The 15,649-nt window shown below is 64.3% G+C and carries 17 protein-coding genes and 1 tRNA gene; 11 read left to right on the forward strand and 7 right to left on the reverse strand.

Annotated features, from left to right (window positions below):
* The first annotated feature begins 224 nt into the window (after nt 1–224).
* Genes IVB41_RS35865 through IVB41_RS35880 form a run of 4 tightly spaced genes read left to right on the forward strand, consistent with a single transcriptional unit; the run spans nt 225 to nt 1,466 of the window.
* Nucleotides 225–491 (forward strand): transposase, encoded by a 267-nt coding sequence (locus IVB41_RS35865; protein ID WP_407062477.1) that lies wholly within the window; start codon nt 225–227, stop codon nt 489–491.
* Between the two features lie 50 nt (nt 492–541).
* Entirely contained in the window at nt 542–826 is a 285-nt protein-coding gene (locus IVB41_RS35870; RefSeq protein WP_407062478.1) for an IS3 family transposase, read from the forward strand.
* On the forward strand, nt 823–1,170 hold the full coding sequence (locus tag IVB41_RS35875) for a DDE-type integrase/transposase/recombinase (RefSeq protein ID WP_407062479.1): 348 nt from the start codon (nt 823–825) through the stop codon (nt 1,168–1,170). The genes IVB41_RS35870 and IVB41_RS35875 overlap by 4 nt, the downstream gene beginning before the upstream one ends.
* Nucleotides 1,065–1,466, forward strand: a complete 402-nt coding sequence (locus tag IVB41_RS35880; RefSeq protein WP_407062480.1) for a transposase — start codon at nt 1,065–1,067, stop codon at nt 1,464–1,466. Before IVB41_RS35875 ends, IVB41_RS35880 begins: the two co-directional genes overlap by 106 nt.
* A 6-nt stretch (nt 1,467–1,472) precedes the next feature.
* Here IVB41_RS35880 and IVB41_RS09440 read toward each other — a convergent pair whose 3' ends face one another.
* A complete protein-coding gene (locus tag IVB41_RS09440; protein WP_155809736.1) occupies nt 1,473–1,676 on the reverse strand; it encodes a hypothetical protein in 204 nt (67 codons plus the stop codon).
* A gap of 619 nt (nt 1,677–2,295) precedes the next feature.
* Here IVB41_RS09440 and IVB41_RS09445 point away from each other — a divergent pair.
* Entirely contained in the window at nt 2,296–2,847 is a 552-nt protein-coding gene (locus IVB41_RS09445; protein ID WP_407062481.1) for a tyrosine-type recombinase/integrase, read from the forward strand.
* Nucleotides 2,848–2,876: 29 nt separating this feature from the next.
* Here IVB41_RS09445 and IVB41_RS09450 read toward each other — a convergent pair.
* Together IVB41_RS09450 and IVB41_RS09455 are read right to left on the reverse strand one after the other, a co-directional pair.
* Nucleotides 2,877–2,952, reverse strand: a tRNA-Ile gene (locus IVB41_RS09450).
* A gap of 379 nt (nt 2,953–3,331) precedes the next feature.
* Complete coding sequence (locus tag IVB41_RS09455) at nt 3,332–4,306, reverse strand: tripartite tricarboxylate transporter substrate binding protein (RefSeq protein WP_035961474.1); 975 nt, start codon at nt 4,304–4,306, stop codon at nt 3,332–3,334.
* Nucleotides 4,307–4,413: 107 nt separating this feature from the next.
* Between IVB41_RS09455 and IVB41_RS09460 the strand changes: the two genes are divergently transcribed.
* Nucleotides 4,414–5,391, forward strand: a complete 978-nt coding sequence (locus IVB41_RS09460; RefSeq protein ID WP_027567840.1) for a TAXI family TRAP transporter solute-binding subunit — start codon at nt 4,414–4,416, stop codon at nt 5,389–5,391.
* Nucleotides 5,392–5,520: 129 nt separating this feature from the next.
* Here IVB41_RS09460 and IVB41_RS09465 read toward each other — a convergent pair whose 3' ends face one another.
* Both IVB41_RS09465 and IVB41_RS09470 read right to left on the reverse strand, forming a co-directional pair.
* The gene (locus IVB41_RS09465; RefSeq protein WP_027567841.1) at nt 5,521–6,747 is read right to left on the reverse strand and encodes an ABC transporter substrate-binding protein; all 1,227 of its coding nucleotides are present in this window, start codon (nt 6,745–6,747) and stop codon (nt 5,521–5,523) included.
* A gap of 100 nt (nt 6,748–6,847) precedes the next feature.
* A complete protein-coding gene (locus IVB41_RS09470; protein ID WP_247430217.1) occupies nt 6,848–7,741 on the reverse strand; it encodes a helix-turn-helix transcriptional regulator in 894 nt (297 codons plus the stop codon).
* A gap of 399 nt (nt 7,742–8,140) precedes the next feature.
* Here IVB41_RS09470 and IVB41_RS09475 point away from each other — a divergent pair, with 399 nt between their 5' ends.
* The 3 genes from IVB41_RS09475 to IVB41_RS09485 are packed head-to-tail and all read left to right on the forward strand — an operon-like array spanning nt 8,141 to nt 12,097.
* The gene (locus IVB41_RS09475; RefSeq protein ID WP_027567843.1) at nt 8,141–8,974 is read left to right on the forward strand and encodes a substrate-binding domain-containing protein; all 834 of its coding nucleotides are present in this window, start codon (nt 8,141–8,143) and stop codon (nt 8,972–8,974) included.
* Nucleotides 8,975–9,028: 54 nt separating this feature from the next.
* On the forward strand, nt 9,029–10,135 hold the full coding sequence (locus IVB41_RS09480; RefSeq protein WP_027567844.1) for a molybdopterin-binding protein: 1,107 nt from the start codon (nt 9,029–9,031) through the stop codon (nt 10,133–10,135).
* A 12-nt stretch (nt 10,136–10,147) separates the two neighbouring features.
* A complete protein-coding gene (locus tag IVB41_RS09485; protein ID WP_027567845.1) occupies nt 10,148–12,097 on the forward strand; it encodes a molybdopterin biosynthesis protein in 1,950 nt (649 codons plus the stop codon).
* Nucleotides 12,098–12,104: 7 nt separating this feature from the next.
* Here the strand turns inward: IVB41_RS09485 and mobA are convergent, their stop codons facing one another.
* Together mobA and fdhD are read right to left on the reverse strand one after the other, a co-directional pair.
* Nucleotides 12,105–12,782: a molybdenum cofactor guanylyltransferase MobA gene (mobA, locus tag IVB41_RS09490; RefSeq protein WP_245287785.1), complete on the reverse strand. Its 678-nt coding sequence runs from the start codon at nt 12,780–12,782 to the stop codon at nt 12,105–12,107.
* The gene (fdhD, locus tag IVB41_RS09495) at nt 12,727–13,617 is read right to left on the reverse strand and encodes a formate dehydrogenase accessory sulfurtransferase FdhD (RefSeq protein WP_027567847.1); all 891 of its coding nucleotides are present in this window, start codon (nt 13,615–13,617) and stop codon (nt 12,727–12,729) included. Before fdhD ends, mobA begins: the two co-directional genes overlap by 56 nt.
* A 208-nt stretch (nt 13,618–13,825) precedes the next feature.
* Here fdhD and mobB point away from each other — a divergent pair, with 208 nt between their 5' ends.
* A complete protein-coding gene (gene mobB / locus IVB41_RS09500; protein WP_027567848.1) occupies nt 13,826–14,353 on the forward strand; it encodes a molybdopterin-guanine dinucleotide biosynthesis protein B in 528 nt (175 codons plus the stop codon).
* A gap of 9 nt (nt 14,354–14,362) precedes the next feature.
* The gene (gene glp, locus IVB41_RS09505; protein WP_247430220.1) at nt 14,363–15,619 is read left to right on the forward strand and encodes a gephyrin-like molybdotransferase Glp; all 1,257 of its coding nucleotides are present in this window, start codon (nt 14,363–14,365) and stop codon (nt 15,617–15,619) included.
* Nucleotides 15,620–15,649 lie beyond the last annotated feature (30 nt).

Genomic DNA, 15,649 nt, shown 5'->3' on the forward strand with positions numbered 1-15,649 from the left:
TCAAGCCGTTCGACTTGGGCACTGCGCCTATCACTGTCCATAAGGACAGTTCTCAACAACACGCCTTATTCGGCAAGGCGGCCTTCACCGGACGGATACGTTGAAGGGGGGGACGCGGTAGTCACCGCTACGAATTCGTCGGAAGATAGTCGGCAGATGCTGACCTTGCCCCTCGGGCTTAATCCAGTTTGAAGTTCGTTCTGGCCCAAGACGAGGACCAGAGCATGAAGCGCAAGCGATTTACGGAAGAACAGATCATCGGGATTTTGAAGGAGCACGAAGCCGGGGTTCCGGTCGCCGATCTCTGCCGCAAGCATGGTGTCAGCGATGCCAGCATCTACAAATGGAAGGCCAGGCTCGGCGGAATGGACGTCTCGGAGGCCAAGCGACTGCGGTCGCTGGAAGACGAGAACACGAAGCTGAAGCGGCTTCTGGCAGACGCCATGTTGGACAATGCGGCGCTGAAAGATCTCCCGGGAAAGAAGTGGTGACGCCCGCCGGGAAGCGGAAAGCTGTCGCTCATCTGGTGGATGCCCATAGGATGAGCGAACGGCGGGCGTGTAAAGCCATCGGCTGCTGCCGCATGACCATGAGATATCGGACGACCCAGGCTGACGATGCCGGCCTTCGCCAGCGCATGCGGGCGATGGCCCAGGAGCGGCGCCGCTTCGGCTCTCGGCGGCTGCATGTTCTGCTCAGGCGGGAGGGATATTTGATCAACCACAAAAAGCTCTTCCGGCTCTATCGAGAAGAGAAGCTAACGGTGCGTCGCCGTGGTGGCCGCAAGCGGGCGATCGGGACCCGGGCGCCGATGCTGTTCCGATGATGCCGAACGACCGGTGGTCGCTCGATTTTGTGTCGGACCAACTGACCTGCGGCCGCCGCTTCCGCATCCTGACCGTCGTCGATGATTGTACCCGCGAGTGCCTGGCGCTGGTGGCCGACACCTCGCTCTCCGGCACCCGCGTGGCGCGGGAACTGGACCGGCTGATGATCGAGCGTGGCAAGCCCAGCATGGTGGTCAGCGACAACGGCAGCGAGCTCACCAGCAACGCCATTCTCGCATGGGCCGACCAGAGCCGTGTCGCGTGGCACTACATCGCGCCGGGCAAACCCATGCAGAACGCCTTCATCGAGAGCTTCACGGTCGGCTGCGGGATGAGTTTTTGAACGAGACGCTGTTCACGTCATTGGCCCAAGCCCGCGTCGCGCTTGGATGCTGGCGGGCCGACTACAACGATACGCGACCCCACTCGCAGCCCGGATGGAGAACCCCGTCCGGGTTCGCCATGACCTGTCACCCGCGCCGGGATCTGGCGCTGCGCTATGCCGAAGGCTCCGCGCCAGCTCCCGTCGCTCCCACCGCCCAACACGGCAAATCCAGCGGGCAAGGACGAACTCAGAACTGGATAAAACCTGGGGGCAAGGTCAATGCTCCACCGAAGGAGTTGGAGGTGCGGTGCTAGTCTTCTTCATGTCTGACCTTCAGCGGGTGCAGCCTGTAAGCTCTCGCCGGATTGCGGCTGATCCTGTGATTTTGTCTCGGGGGGCTGCTCGGCAACCGCTGGAGCAGTCGCAGCGACAACTGGTTGTATCTCTGAAGCAGATTTTTCCGCAGACTGCTGGGCGATCACGGTCTTCTTCTCCTCTGTATCTTCGTACAGCTGCAAAATCATCCCTTCCAATAGGTGCAGCGTGTGGCTCCTGCCGGGTGGTTGGCGGAGGGAGAGGAGCTGGGGTCGAACCTTCTCCGCCTGTTTGGCAGCCGGCTGGCACCCGGCGCTCTCGACAATGCTCGATGCGACCAGGGCCAAATGGCCCCGTCTTGAACCGCAACGCCGAACCACAAAGCTGCGTCATGGTGGCTGCTGTTGATCGGGCCTGCGCTGCTGGGATTCCGGGTTGCCACCGCCAAGCGATATGAGACGATTTGGCGAGAGTTTTCGGTTACGCCACGTGCTTGGGAGCCATTGGCAGGCGGTTTGATAGGGCTCAAGCACCGACTGCCCACTGAAAAAGTCCGCCCAACAATCAACCGGGCTGCGGCGCTGGTCGGCTGGGGTACCGTTCGCTGCCCTTCGAAAGGAGGATGTAGAACGTAGTCGTGATAAGCGTTCATCTACTCCGGGTGCTGCTGACAAGCTCGTCAAATATCTCCGCTCGCTCTTCGGTTGAGCCATAGAGAAGCGCTTTGCGAAGCCAAATCCGGCCATCGGAGTCAAGAAGATAAATGAGACGGCAGGATTTCACACCTGGACGTCATCTGAGATCAGCACTTACCGATTGCATCATACGATGGGAACGAAGGCGCGTTTGGCGCTCGAGATTATGCTGAACATAGGGGCTCGACGTTCCGATGCGTGCCGGATTGGGCGTCAACATGAATCTGGCGAGTATCTTGAGTTTGTGTCTTGGAAGGGGCGCAACAAGGAGAAAACACGCAAATTGATCGTTGCCCGATTTACCAGAGAGCTGAGAACTGCACTTGATCAAACTCCGACAGGTGATCTCAGTTATTTGGTGAATGACCACGCTCGCCCGTTCACCATCGCCGGCTTTGGCAACAAAATGAGAGAGTGGTGCGACGCTGCGGGACTGCCAAGGTGTAGTTCACACGGGTTACGGAAGGCCAGTGCCCTAGCCATGGCGGAGAGCGGCGCAACCGCGCCAGAGCTCTGTGCTCTATTCGGCTGGTCGAAATTAGAGACCGCTGAGATCTACATCCGCGGAGCCAGGAAGCGCATCATGATCGACAACGCGTTCACTCGATTGGACGAACATCGAAAGCAGAAAAGTGTCTCACTAAGGGGACGGAAACCCGCCGGTGGGACAAATGGAGCAAATTAATATGAAATATCAAAAGCGAAATAGTGCTATGGTGGGCCCGGCAGGACTCGAACCTGCAACCAGACCGTTATGAGCGGCCGGCTCTAACCATTGAGCTACAGGCCCCGCCGCGAGACGGCCGCGAAAGCTGCTGCCGGCAACGGTGCGCGGTTCGTTTACAGGGACGGAGGCGGGGGTGCAATGCTGGCTCGGGCGGATGGAAACGCCGGTGCGGCAAGGCTTGGGATTTTCGAATAACCGAAATTTGCGATGATGCCATTATAGTCCTGTTTTGCCCGCCGGCGCAAGGCCACCTCGCCGAGCCTTCGCCCCCGCCCTCTGGCAATCGCGCCAGGTGGTTCGGTTTTCGATTCTGTAACCCCTTGTGATCGCTAGATCTTTCTACTGTGCATGGGGTTGTTTTCGCACATTTTGTTGGGAGGGGTCTTCCGATCCCCTCCGATGTCGCGTTGGCGCGCTGCAGGCTGGCGGCAGTTCCCCGGCGCTAGTCCACCGACACCCCGGCGAACTCCACCACCTTGCGCCACTTCTCGGTCTCGTCGGTGACCAGCTTGCCGAACTCGGCCGGCGTCATCGGCTTGGGGATGCCGCCGGTCTCGGTGAGGCGCGCGACCAGCTTCGGGTCCTTCAGCGCCTCGTTGACGGCCTTGTTGAGGATTTCGATCACGTCCTGCGGCGTGCCCTTCGGCGCGGAGATGCCGTAGAAGCCGACCGATTCGAATCCGGGCAAGGTCTCGGCGATGGCGGGCACGTCGGGCACGCTCGGCCAGCGCTGCGGCGAGGTGACGCCGAGCGCGCGGACATTGCCGCCCTTGGCCTGCTCCATCGCGGAGGGAAGGTTGTCGAAGATCAGCTGCACCTTGTTGGAGATGATGTCGGGGAAGGCGATCGCAGATCCCCGATAGGGCACGTGCACCATGTCGCACTTGGTCATCACCTTGAACAGCTCCGCCGACATGTGCACCGAGGTGCCGTTGCCGGACGAGGCAAAGGAGATCTTGCCTGGATTGGCCTTGCAGTAATCGATGAACTCCTGAACCGTCTTCGCCGGAAACGCGTTGGAGACGACCAGCATGTTGGTGAGCTGCATGATGCTCGCGACCGGCACGGTGTCGCGCAGGAAGTCGAACGGCAGCTTCTTGTACAGCGAGGTCGAGATCGCGTTGTTGGGCGCGACGAACAGCAGCGTGTAGCCGTCCGGCGGCGAGGCGATCGCGGCGCCCGCCGCGATGTTGCCGCCGGAGCCGGCCTTGTTCTCGACGATGAATTGCTGGCCGAAGCGGTCCGACAGCCACTGCGCCATGATCCGCGCCACGATGTCGACCGGGCCGCCGGCGGAGAAGCCGATGATCCAGTGCACGGGGCGGTCGGGATAAGCGGCGGAGGCGGGAGGTGCGGCGCCCAACAGCGTTGAAAGGAAAACCAGCCCGAAAACACTGTTACGCAAAATTCGCAACATGACGCCTCCCATTGTTCTATTGTCGTTGGACTGCATGCTTTCACAAAATCGGGGCGCTGCCTACATCGCCGCAAGTCGATGTTGACGCGCCCCCGCCGGGACCGACCATGAGATTCGCTTTTCTTTTCCTTCTCGGCGCGGCGCTGCTTTCAAGCCCCGCCGCCGCTCAAACCGGAGGCAACGCCATTCCGACCACGACACCCAGCCTGACGATCAGCTTGGGCACCGCGACGCCTGGCGGCGGCTTTCCGCTCTATGGCAACGCCTTTGCCCAAGCGATGAACGCGGCCGATCCGCAAGTGATCATCGCCCCGCGCAACACCAAGGGCAGCAACGAGAACATTCCGCTCTTGGAGAAGGGCGAGCTCGATCTCGCTCTGGTCGCGGGCGAGCCGGCCTATGAGGCCTTCGCCGGCATCGGCCGCGCGCCGGTAAGGTTGAAGATCCTCACGGCGATCTATTCCAATCCCGGCATGTTCGTGGTGCGCGCGGACAGTCCGTACAAGACCATCCGCGATCTGGTCGGTCAGCCCGTCGCGTTCGGCGCCAAGGGCTCCGGCCTGCCGATCCTGGCCCGCTATGTGCTCGATGGTCTCGGGTTGAAGCAGGACGAGGACTTCAAGGCGATCTACCTCGACCGCGCCGGCGACGGCCCCGCGATGGTCGAGGATGGCCGCGTCGCAGCACTGTGGGGCGCCGGCATCGGCTGGCCCGGCTTTGCAGCGGTGGCCTCGAGCGCGTCAGGCGCGCGCTTCATCGCGCCCAGTGCCGAGGAGATCGCCCGCATCCGCGCCAAGCGCGCGTTCCTCAAGCCGCTCACCGTGCCGGCCGGCAGCTATCCGAACCAGTCCGAGCCAATCGCCTCGCTGGGGTCCTGGAGTTTTGTCCTGACGCGCGAAGATCTGCCCGACGATATCGCCTATCGCCTGGCGAAGACGCTTCACGGTGTCGAGCCGCCATTCTGCAAGCAGCTCGCACAGGCCTGCGAGACCACGGCCGCAAACACGGTCGCCGCCGCGCCGAAGCCGGAGCTGATCCACCCCGGCGTGATGAAGTATTTTCGCGAGATCGGGGTGGTGAAGTAGGGCGCGGCTGTACCCACAATCGTCATGCCCGGGCTTGTCCCGGGCATCCACGTTCTTGGCGCAGCATGAAAGATCGTGGATGGCCGGGACAGGCCCGGCCATGACGTGGCGGCTAGCTTGCGTCGCCCATCACTTCTTCACCATCGCGCATGCCGGGTCCGGCGGGCCGAACGCCTTGTCGCCCGAGATCGTCGTGAGGATCTTGTAATAGTCCCACGGATATTTGCTCTCCTCCGGCGTCTTCACCTGCACCAGCCAGAGGTCGTGCACCATCAGATTGTCCTCGCGCAGTTTGCCGTTGCGGGCGAAGAAATCCTCGATCGGCTTTTCCCGCATCTTGGCTGCGACCTTGAGCGGATCGTCGGTGCCGGTCTCCTTGATGGCGTTGAGATAGTGCATCACGCTCGAATAGACGCCGGCCTGCCACATCGACGGCATCTTGTTCATCTTGGCGAAGTAGCGCTTCGACCATTCGCGGGTCTTGTCGTCCAGGTCCCAATAGAACGAGGTCGTCAGCAACAGCCCTTGCGCTGCCTGCAGGCCGAGGCCGTGGATGTCGGTGATCAGCGCCAGCAGCGCCGCCATCTGCTGGCCGCCCTTGAACACGCCGAACTCGGAGCCGGTCTTGATCTCGTTCATGTTGTTGGGCGGACCCGCCGCGATGCCGATGATCTTGGCCTTGGAGGACTGCGCCTGCAGCACGAACGAGGAGAGGTCGGGCGTTGCCAAGGGTGGCTTCACCGAGCCCAGCACCTTGCCGCCATTGGCGGTCACCACCGCCGAAGCGTCGCGCTCCAGCGAATGGCCGAAGGCATAGTCGTCGGTGATGAAGAACCAGCTGTCGCCGCCGCGCTTGACCACGGCGTCCGCGGTGCCGACCGCGAGCGCGCGGGTGTCGAACACCCACTGGATCGCATAGGGCGAGCAGAATTTGCCGTGGAAATCCGCGGTGCCGGTGGAGTGGGTGATGAACAGCCGCTTCTTCTCGTTGGCCATGTTCTGCACCGCGAGCCCGACCGCGGAGACCGGCACGTCGACGATCAGATCGACCTGGTCGACGTCATACCAGCGCCGCGCAATCGCGCCGCCGATGTCGGCCTTGAGCTGGTGGTCGCCGACGACGATGCTGATCGGCTTGCCGAGCACGGTGCCGCCGAAATCGTCGATCGCCATCTGCGCCGCCGTCACCGAGCCCTGGCCGGTCGGCGCCGAGGCCGGACCGTTCATGTCGGTGAGCACGCCGATCTTGACGACGTCGTCGGACACCTGCGCCATCGCAGCGCCCGGCATCAGCGCTGCCAGGAACGTTGCTGCAAAGCCGGCAGCAACCGGCAGTCCAAATCTTGTTGGCTTCATGCTTGTCCTCCCCTGATCCGGCGCATTGGCCGGTGTGCCCTCCGGGTATGGCCCGGCTGAATTGGTTTCTTTTGCAACTATTTGGGGGCGGGCGTCAACGTCAGGCGGCGAAGCGGATTTGTCCGGCCGGCGAGGGATCGTAGCCGGTCAGCTCCCCGGCGCGCTGGAGCAACCGCTTTTCGCTGAGGAACCGGATCAGGCCCTGCATGGCGGGGCGGAAATAGCTGCGCTGCCGCATCGCGAGATCGAAATTCTCCCAGACCAGCGGCACGAAATCGAGGCCGGCCGAGCGCGCCGACGCACGCGTCGCGATTCCGCAATCGGCTTGTCCCGCGCGGACGATCTCGGCGAGATCCGGCCCGGTCAGGGCGGGCGTCTCGATCCGGCGCAAATCGCGCGTCGAGGCGCCGGCGCGCTTGAGCAGCACGTCGAGCAGCATCTGCGCGCCCGTGCCTTGTTGGCGCATCGCCACCTTGGCCCCGAGCGCGAGCACGTCGGAAAGGCCGCGCAGCCGCTTGGGATTGCCCGGCGGCAGCACGAGACCCTGCTCGCGACGCACGAACGCGACCAGCAATGCATCATGCAGGTCCGGAGCGTCGCGCAGGACGGTTGCATTGGCGTCGGCGGCGAGATTGCCGTCGGTATCGAGGCTGTGGAAGTGCATCGCCACGGCCATCACCTCGTCGCGCTGCAAGCGCTCGAGCCCGCGCGCGCTGCCCTCGCTCATCGATCCCAGGCCCGAGCCGGATTCGCGCAGACCCCAATCCAGCAGCTCGTCCTGGCTGCCGCCGACGACCGGCGGCGGCTCCGCAATCAGCATGCCGGCCGGGCGCGCCAGTCCGGACAGCACCCAGAGGTCGAGCTCGTGCCGCGGGAAGAGCCACTTTCCGGTCACCTTGGTGCATGGGATCGCGCCGGTGGTGACGAGTTCGTAAAGCTTGCGTTCGCCGAGCCGAAGATAGTCGGCGGCTTCGCTGGTCGTCAGGAATTCCATCCTGCATTCCTATGCAAATTCTTGCTTCTTTTTGGAGTTCGACGCAGGTGGAATTCTGCATTTCCAGTTTTGTCCGCCACGACCATGCCCGATCATCTCGCTGCTTTGCAACACATCCCACGCGCGATCTCTGCTTTGGTGAACGATCCTGAATCGCTCGCGCGGAACGGATCTTGCGGCTGTCGCGCGCAACAGCAATTGGCGTGCCGCTCCGCGCGTTGCCGAAATTTCCCGAGTCGTCGGCGCCCGACGCGAAGGGTAAAGTCTGTCGCCGGTAGTGGTTTGACCCGCGCTCTATCTGTTGTTGTCCGCATCCGACGCTGCAACGAGCAAACGCGTCACGAGTGCGGCGCAATCGATCATCATCATGAGCGCGTCATAGCCAGTGGGAACCCGAACATGGCCGTCCGCCGCCTCTCCGTTGCACTCGCGCTTCTCTGCGGCCTTGCCGCAGGCGTTGCGGCGTCATTCGCGGAGGAACGCGAGATCGTGCTGGCCACGACCACAGCGACGCAGGAGTCCGGCCTGCTCGATTACCTGCTGCCGATCTTCCGTGACAAGACCGGCATCGACGTGACCGTGATCGCGCGGCGCGCCGACGAGGTGCTCGAGGGGGCGCGAAGGGGCGAAGTCGACGTCGTGCTGATGCATGCGCGGCCGCAGGAGGAGAAATTCGTGGCCGACGGTTTTGCCGCGAAGCGCTTCGACGTGATGTACAACGACTATGTGCTGATCGGGCCGAAGAGCGATCCCGCCGGCGTCAAGGGCAAGGACATCGCGACCGCGCTGAAGGCGATCGAGGCCAAGGGCGCGCCGTTCATGACGCGCGGCGACCGCTCGGGCACGCATGCCGCGGAGCTCGCGCTCTGGATCGTCGCCGGCATCGACATCGCCCGCACCCAGGGTGCCTGGTACCGCGAGGCCAAGCAGGACATGGCTTCCGCCCTCGATGCAGCGCGCGTGGCGAACGCCTATGTGCTGTCCGACCGCGGCAGCTGGATCGCTTTTCGGGAGCGCGGCGATCTCGACATCGTCGTCGAAGGCGACAAGCGGCTGCTCAATCAGTACGGCGTGATGCTGGTGAACCCTTTGAAGTTTCCGAACGTGAAGAAGGAGTTGGGGCAGGACTTCGTCGACTGGCTGATCTCGCCCGACGGACAGGCGGCGATCGCCGGATACAAGGTCGACGGACAGCAGCTGTTCTTCCCCAATGCGGACAAGTCGGGCGGCTGACGTTCGTATCGCGAGCGGTTGCCAAACCGGGCGATGCATGATCCATCATGGCGCATGACCCAGCGCCTGCCGCCATCGCTGACGCCGCTCGACACCGCGCTCGCCGCGTTGCTGACAGGGCTTGATCCGCTCGCGCCGATGGAGTTGCAGCTGATTGAAGCGGCCGGCTGCATCGCGGCGGGCAATCCGCTGCTCGCGGCCCGGCCGTCTTGTGACCTCGCCGCCGCGGACGGCTGGGCGTTATGCGCCAATGATCTGGTCGGCGCGTCCTCCTATTCACCGCTGCCTCTCGCAACAGCGCCGGCCTGGGTCGAAGCCGGCGACGCAATGCCGGCGGGATGCGACTGTGTGCTCGATGCTGACGCGGTCGAGGTGTCTGGTCTGCTCGCCCAGGTGTTGGCGGAGGGCGTGCCGGGGCAGGGCGCCAGGCGCGCTGGAAGCGACATCGACGGACGAACGCCTGCCGCGGCAGAGGGGAATCCGCTTGGTCCTGCCGCTCTGTTGCTCGCGCGTGCCGCCGGACTGGACCGGCTGAGCGTGCGCCGCCCGCGACTGCGCATTGTCAATGGATCAGGTGCAACGGTGACCATGCATTTGATCGCGGACATCGCACGCGCCGCAGGACTGGATGTGCAAACGAGCGAGGCCGGCGCGCGAGACGCGGGATCGATCGCGGAGGCGTTCGGGGCGCCCACCTGCGATCTCCTGCTGACGATCGGCGGCAGCGGTGTCGGTCGCAAGGATGCAGCGGTTACGGCGCTGGCCCAGCGTGGTGATGTGATCGCCCATGGTCTTGCGCTCCAGCCCGGACGCACCGCCGCGATCGGGCGGCTCGGAGCCATTCCTGTCGTCGCCTTGCCCGGATCGCCGGATCATGCGCTTGCGGTCTGGCTCGCGCTCGTGCTGCCCCTCGTCGACCGGCTGTCCGCGCGGCTGCCGCGCCGACGGATTGCCTTGCCGCTCGCGCGAAAAATTGCATCCAGCGTCGGCATCGCCGAAATGGTCCTGCTGGCCGAGGAACATCATGCGTGGGTGCCGCTTGCGGTAGGAGAATGGCCGCTCCAGGCAATCGCCCGCGCGGATGCATGGCTGCTTGTTCCCGCCAGTCACGAGGGATTTGCAGCGGGCGCGCCTGTCGATGCCTATCTGATGTGGGAATGATATGGGTTCAGCATGACCATGATCCCGCAATCGCAAGTCCGCAGCGCGCTCGAACAGGAACAGTTCCTCAAAATCCTTTCCCGCGAGGAGGCCCTGGCTCGCTTCGAGGCCGCGCTGTTCCCGCGCGCTCTTTTAAGCGAAACGCGCAAACTCGGTGCTGCGCTCGGTGCGTCGCTCGCTGAAGACATCACTGCGCCGATCGACGTGCCGCCGTTCGACCGTTCCAATGTCGACGGCTTTGCGCTGCGCTCGGCGGACCTTGCGACAGCCGGCGAAGGCGCGCCGGTTCGCCTCGGGTTGAATGGCGAGACTATTCACTGCGGCACCGTCCCGGCGCTGCAAGTGGCGGCGGGAACGGCAACGCCGATTGCCACCGGCGGTCCGCTGCCGCGCGGTGCCGATGCCGTGGTCATGGTCGAGCATACCCAGCCGGCGGGATCGGGTGCGATCGACGTCCGTCGCGCGGCCTCGCCCGGGCAATTCATATCCTACGCAGGATCCGATATCGCGCGCGGAGAGGCGCTGCTACGCACCGGCACAATTATCGGCTCGCGCGAGGTCGGCATGCTGGCGGCTTGCGGCATTGCCGAGGTGAGCGTCATGCGCAAACCTCGTGTTGCCGTGATCTCCACCGGCGACGAACTGGTTCAGCCCGGCGAGGTGCTCGCGCCCGCTGCGATCTACGATACCAATGGCGCGATCGTCACTGCTGCGATCGACGAGAACGGCGGTGAGGCGGTTTTCCTCGGCGCCATTCCCGACGACGACGCTCAGCTCGAAGCCGCCATGCGGCGTGCGCTGGCGGACGCCGACTTGCTGGTGCTCTCCGGCGGCACGTCGAAAGGCGCAGGCGATCTCTCTCATCGCATTATCGGCCGGCTCGGCCAGCCCGGCATCATCGCGCATGGCATTGCGCTCAAGCCCGGCAAGCCGCTGTGCCTTGCGGTGTGCGACGGCAAGCCGGTCGTGATCCTGCCGGGTTTTCCGACCTCGGCGATGTTCACCTTTCACGACATGATCGTGCCGGTGCTGCGCAAAATGGCCGGACTGCCGCCGCGCTCCGATGCCAGGGTCAACGCGACCGTGCCAGTGCGCATTGCTTCCGAGCTCGGCCGCACCGAATTCGTCATGGTCTCGCTGGTAGATGGCAAGGACGGCTTGATCGCCTATCCCTCCGGCAAGGGGTCCGGTGCGATCACGTCGTTCGCGCAGGCCGACGGCTTTCTGCGCATCGACGCGCTCGCCGACCAGATGCCGGCCGGGAGCGAAGCCGAAGTGACGCTTTTCACGCCGCATGTGCGGGTGCCCGATCTCGTGATCGTCGGCAGCCATTGCACCGGCCTCGATCTCGTCACGGCGCAACTTGCGCATGCCGGCCTGACCGTGCGCTCGATCGCGGTCGGCAGTCTCGGCGGACTTGCGGCGGCACGGCGCGGCGAATGCGATCTGGCGCCGATCCATCTGTTCGACGACAAGAGCGAGACTTACAATACGCCTTACCTCGTCGAAGGGCTCGAGCTCGTGCCAGGCTGGCGGCGGATGCAGGGCATCGTGTTTCGCAAGGGCGACAAGCGTTTCGAAGGCCACAGCGCGAAGGACGCCGTCGTCGCGGCGCTCGCTGATTCCTCCTGCATCATGGTCAACCGCAACCAGGGCGCCGGCACGCGCATCCTGATCGAGCGGTTGCTCGGTGGCGCGCGCCCGGAAGGCTACTGGAACCAGCCACGCTCGCACAACGCGGTGGCCGCGGCGGTCGCACAGCACCGCGTCGACTGGGGCGTGACCATTGCGCCGGTCGCCCATGCGGTCGGCCTCGGTTTCATTCCGCTCGCGGAGGAACATTATGACTTCGCGTTGGTGACGGCGCGCAAGCAGCGTCCTGCGGTACAGGCCTTTCTCGCCGCACTCGGTTCGGACGAAGCGCGCGCCGCGCTGGAGCGGGCCGGATTCCGGCCGGCGTAGAGCTTGGTTAGGACGCCGCATCCAGTGCGGCCAGCCGCTCGGCTTCCGCGATATCCTCGACCGTGTTGGCATTGAAGAACGGATCGAGCGGCTCCGTCGGCCACGTCACCGTCGCGAGCGGATAGCGTGCGGTCCAGCGGTCAATCTTGCGGAGATCCTCGACCACCAGCGCGTGACGCAGTTCGTCGCGCAAGCCAACCCGCCACAAGCCGATCACCGGATGCGACTGGCCACCTGACGCCGCAACGGCGAGCTCGGCATTCGCCGCGATGCGTTCTTCATGCAAGCGCGCGATCAAATTTCGCGGCAGGAACGGACAGTCGCCGGCGGCACTGAGCACCCATTCCACCTCAGGCCGGTTCGCCGCGGTCCAGTCGAGCGCGGCAAGGATGCCGGCGAGCGGACCGGGAAAGCCGGGCACGTCGTCGGCAACGACCTGCAAACCGAACGGAGCGAAGCGGTCGGGATCGCCGTTGGCATTGAGGATCAGGCCGCTGCATTGCGGCTTCAGGCGTGCGATTACGCGTTCCAGGATGGTGCGGCCGGCGATGGTGCGCATCGGCTTGTCGCCGCCGCCCATGCGCCGCGCGAGGCCGCCGGCGAGCAGCACGCCTTGCGTGGTCGGAAAGCTAATCGTCACCACTTTCACCCTTGCGCTTGTGCTTGGCCGATTCCTCCTCGACATAAGCGAGGTTCTGGTCGTAGACGATGCGCTCTGCCCCCGACAACGCGATGAACCGTTTGCCGCGTGCGCGGCCGACCAGGGTCAAGCCCACCTGCCGGGCGAGATCGACGCCCCAGGCGGTGAAGCCGGAGCGCGACACCAAAATCGGAATTCCCATGCGGACAGTCTTGATCACCATCTCGGAGGTGAGCCGTCCGGTGGTATAAAGGATCTTGTCGGATGCATCGACGCCGTGGCGGTACATCCAGCCTGCGATCTTGTCGACGGCGTTGTGACGGCCGACATCCTCGGTGTAGCAGAGCGGCTCGCCCTCTCTGCACAGCACGCAGCCGTGGATCGCGCCGGCCTCCAGATAGAGCGAGGGCATGGTGTTGATGGTCTGGGTCATCTGGTAGAGCCAGGAGGTACGCAGCTCCGCCTTCGGCAACGCGACGCTCTCGACCGCCTCCAGCAGATCGCCGAAGGCGGTGCCCTGCGCGCAGCCCGATGTCTGCGTGCGCTTCTTCAGCTTGGCTTCGAAATTGGTGTGGTGCTCGGTGCGCACCACCACCACCTGCAGGTCGTCGTCGTATTCGACCTCGGTGACCGCGTCATTATACTTCAGCATATTCTGGTTGAGCAAATAGCCCAGCGCCAGATACTCCGGATAGTCGCCGATCGTCATCATGGTGACGATCTCCTGCGAATTCAGGTAGAGCGTCAGGGGGCGCTCCACCGGCACCTTGATCTCGATCCTGGCGCCGGACTGGTCGGTCCCGGTCACGCTCTCGGTGAGACGCGGGTCGTCCGTGTCAGGGACGATCAGGGGCGTTGGGGCTTTGTCGATTTTCATCATGGCCGCGACGTTAGCATGACATTCGGGTCAAGCCGATATAAGCATGCTAGCGAGAGAACGAAATGCCGCCTATTCGTCATTGCGAGCGAAGCGAAGCAATCAAGGCTGCCGCCGTGGATGCATTCCTGGATTGCTTCGCTGCGCTCGCAATGACGGAGGAGAGGGTGGTTCCATCAAGGACCGGGTCGCTCGCGGAGACGGAGCTGGAATGAAAGTCATCGGCCTTGCAGGCTGGAGCGGTGCGGGCAAGACCACGTTGTTGACGCGGCTGATCCCGCATTTCCATGCGCTTGGCTTGCGCGTCTCTGTCATCAAGCATGCGCATCACCAGTTCGACGTCGACGTGCCCGGCAAGGATTCCTGGCGCCATCGCGAGGCCGGCGCGGCCGAGGTGCTGGTTGCTTCGTCAAATCGCTGGGCGCTGATGCACGAATTGCGCGGAGCGGCGGAGCCGCGTCTGCCGGAACTGTTGAGCAAATTGTCGGCCGTCGATCTCGTCGTTGTCGAGGGTTTCAAGCGCGAGCCGCATCGCAAGATCGAGGTGCATCGCGCCGCCAACGACAAGCCGTTGCTGTTTCCCGATGATCCCGGAATTTTCGGGATCGCGGCCGATGTCGCCATTGAAACCCGACTGCCGACCGTCCATCTCGACGATATCGCCGCGGCCGCGGAATTGCTGCTGCGCGCGGCGATGCCGGTCGAGGAAGCGGTCGCGAAAAGCGCCGCGATGCGCTGACGAGGCACCATGGCGCAACTGTCGGACGATTGTTTTGCCTTCGGCGGACCGATGATGTCGGTCGACGAGGCCGTTGGTCTCATCACGACGCGCGTCAACGCGATTGTCGATCTCGAAGCCGTGGCGCTCATCGATGCCGATGGGCGCGTGCTGGCTCGAGATATCGCGGCGCCGCTGCCGTTGCCGCCCTTCACCAATTCCGCTGTTGACGGCTACGCCGTGCGCAACGCAGATCTTCCTGATAGCGCCGAGCGGGCACTCCCGCTCGACGGCCGCATCCAGGCCGGCGGTCTGGCACTGGCGCCGATCAAGGCCGGCCGCACCGCGCGCATCTTCACCGGCGCGCCGATGCCGCCGGATGCCGAAACCGTCTTCATGCAGGAAGACGTCCGCGTCGACGATGCCGGCCGAATTGTGCTGCCGCCGGGGCTGAAGCCGGGTGCGAATGTCCGCCCTGCGGGAGAGGACATTCCCCAGGGCCACATTGCGCTGCGCGCAGGCCAGCGCTTGCTGCCGCAGCATGTCGCGCTCGCGGCGGCGTTCGGCCTGGTCAGGCTCGACGTCGTCAGGCGCATCCGTGTCGCGGTGTTCTCGACCGGTGACGAACTGGCCTCGCCCGGCGAGCCGCGCGCGGCCTCGCAGCTGTTCGACTCCAACCGCTTCATGCTGATGGCGATGCTGCGCCGGCTCGGCTGCGACGTCAGCGATCTCGGCATTTTGCGCGACGAACGTATCTCGCTTGCGAATGGCCTCAAGCAAGTCGCCGGCACGCACGATCTGATTCTCACCACCGGCGGCGTATCGACCGGGGAAGAGGATCACGTCAAGGCGGCAGTCGAGAGCATCGGCTCGCTGGTGTTGTGGCGGATGGCGATCAAGCCGGGACGGCCCGTGGCGATGGGCATCATCGAGGGCACGCCGCTGATCGGATTGCCGGGCAATCCCGTCGCGAGTTTCGTCACCTTCGTGCATGTGGTGCGGCCGACGGTGCTGGCGCTTGCGGGCAGCCTGCAGGCGCCGCCGTTGCCGATCCCGGTGCGCGCGGCGTTCACCTACAAGAAGAAGGCGGGTCGTCGCGAGTATGTTCGCGCCTCCTTGCGGCGCATGCAGGACGGCGCACTCGAGGCAATCAAGTTTCCACGCGAGGGCGCGGGGCTGTTATCCTCTCTGGTCGACACCGACGGCCTCATCGAGCTCGATGAGGAGGTTACGCGTGTCGAGCCGGGGCAGAGCGTGGGTTTCTTGTCCTATGCCGATTTGCTCTGAGTCTGAGTGCTATGTTGGCGCTGTCCAAGC

The sequence above is a fragment of the Bradyrhizobium sp. 44 genome (assembly GCF_023073095.1).
Taxonomy (GTDB): domain Bacteria; phylum Pseudomonadota; class Alphaproteobacteria; order Rhizobiales; family Xanthobacteraceae; genus Bradyrhizobium.

Bases quoted from the DNA above. Each gene is read 5' to 3' on its own strand.
- IVB41_RS35875 (WP_407062479.1), top strand. From the start codon at position 823: ATGATGCCGAACGACCGGTGGTCGCTCGATTTTGTGTCGGACCAACTG.
- glp (WP_247430220.1), top strand. From the start codon at position 14,363: ATGGCGCAACTGTCGGACGATTGTTTTGCCTTCGGCGGACCGATGATG.
- IVB41_RS09475 (WP_027567843.1), top strand. From the start codon at position 8,141: ATGGCCGTCCGCCGCCTCTCCGTTGCACTCGCGCTTCTCTGCGGCCTT.
- mobA (WP_245287785.1), bottom strand. From the start codon at position 12,782: ATGTCGAGGAGGAATCGGCCAAGCACAAGCGCAAGGGTGAAAGTGGTG.
- IVB41_RS09440 (WP_155809736.1), bottom strand. From the start codon at position 1,676: ATGATTTTGCAGCTGTACGAAGATACAGAGGAGAAGAAGACCGTGATC.
- IVB41_RS35865 (WP_407062477.1), top strand. From the start codon at position 225: ATGAAGCGCAAGCGATTTACGGAAGAACAGATCATCGGGATTTTGAAG.
- IVB41_RS35880 (WP_407062480.1), top strand. From the start codon at position 1,065: ATGGGCCGACCAGAGCCGTGTCGCGTGGCACTACATCGCGCCGGGCAA.
- fdhD (WP_027567847.1), bottom strand. From the start codon at position 13,617: ATGATGAAAATCGACAAAGCCCCAACGCCCCTGATCGTCCCTGACACG.
- IVB41_RS09465 (WP_027567841.1), bottom strand. From the start codon at position 6,747: ATGAAGCCAACAAGATTTGGACTGCCGGTTGCTGCCGGCTTTGCAGCA.
- IVB41_RS09470 (WP_247430217.1), bottom strand. From the start codon at position 7,741: ATGGAATTCCTGACGACCAGCGAAGCCGCCGACTATCTTCGGCTCGGC.
- IVB41_RS09455 (WP_035961474.1), bottom strand. From the start codon at position 4,306: ATGTTGCGAATTTTGCGTAACAGTGTTTTCGGGCTGGTTTTCCTTTCA.
- IVB41_RS09460 (WP_027567840.1), top strand. From the start codon at position 4,414: ATGAGATTCGCTTTTCTTTTCCTTCTCGGCGCGGCGCTGCTTTCAAGC.
- IVB41_RS09480 (WP_027567844.1), top strand. From the start codon at position 9,029: ATGACCCAGCGCCTGCCGCCATCGCTGACGCCGCTCGACACCGCGCTC.
- mobB (WP_027567848.1), top strand. From the start codon at position 13,826: ATGAAAGTCATCGGCCTTGCAGGCTGGAGCGGTGCGGGCAAGACCACG.
- IVB41_RS09485 (WP_027567845.1), top strand. From the start codon at position 10,148: ATGACCATGATCCCGCAATCGCAAGTCCGCAGCGCGCTCGAACAGGAA.
- IVB41_RS09445 (WP_407062481.1), top strand. From the start codon at position 2,296: ATGGGAACGAAGGCGCGTTTGGCGCTCGAGATTATGCTGAACATAGGG.
- IVB41_RS35870 (WP_407062478.1), top strand. From the start codon at position 542: ATGAGCGAACGGCGGGCGTGTAAAGCCATCGGCTGCTGCCGCATGACC.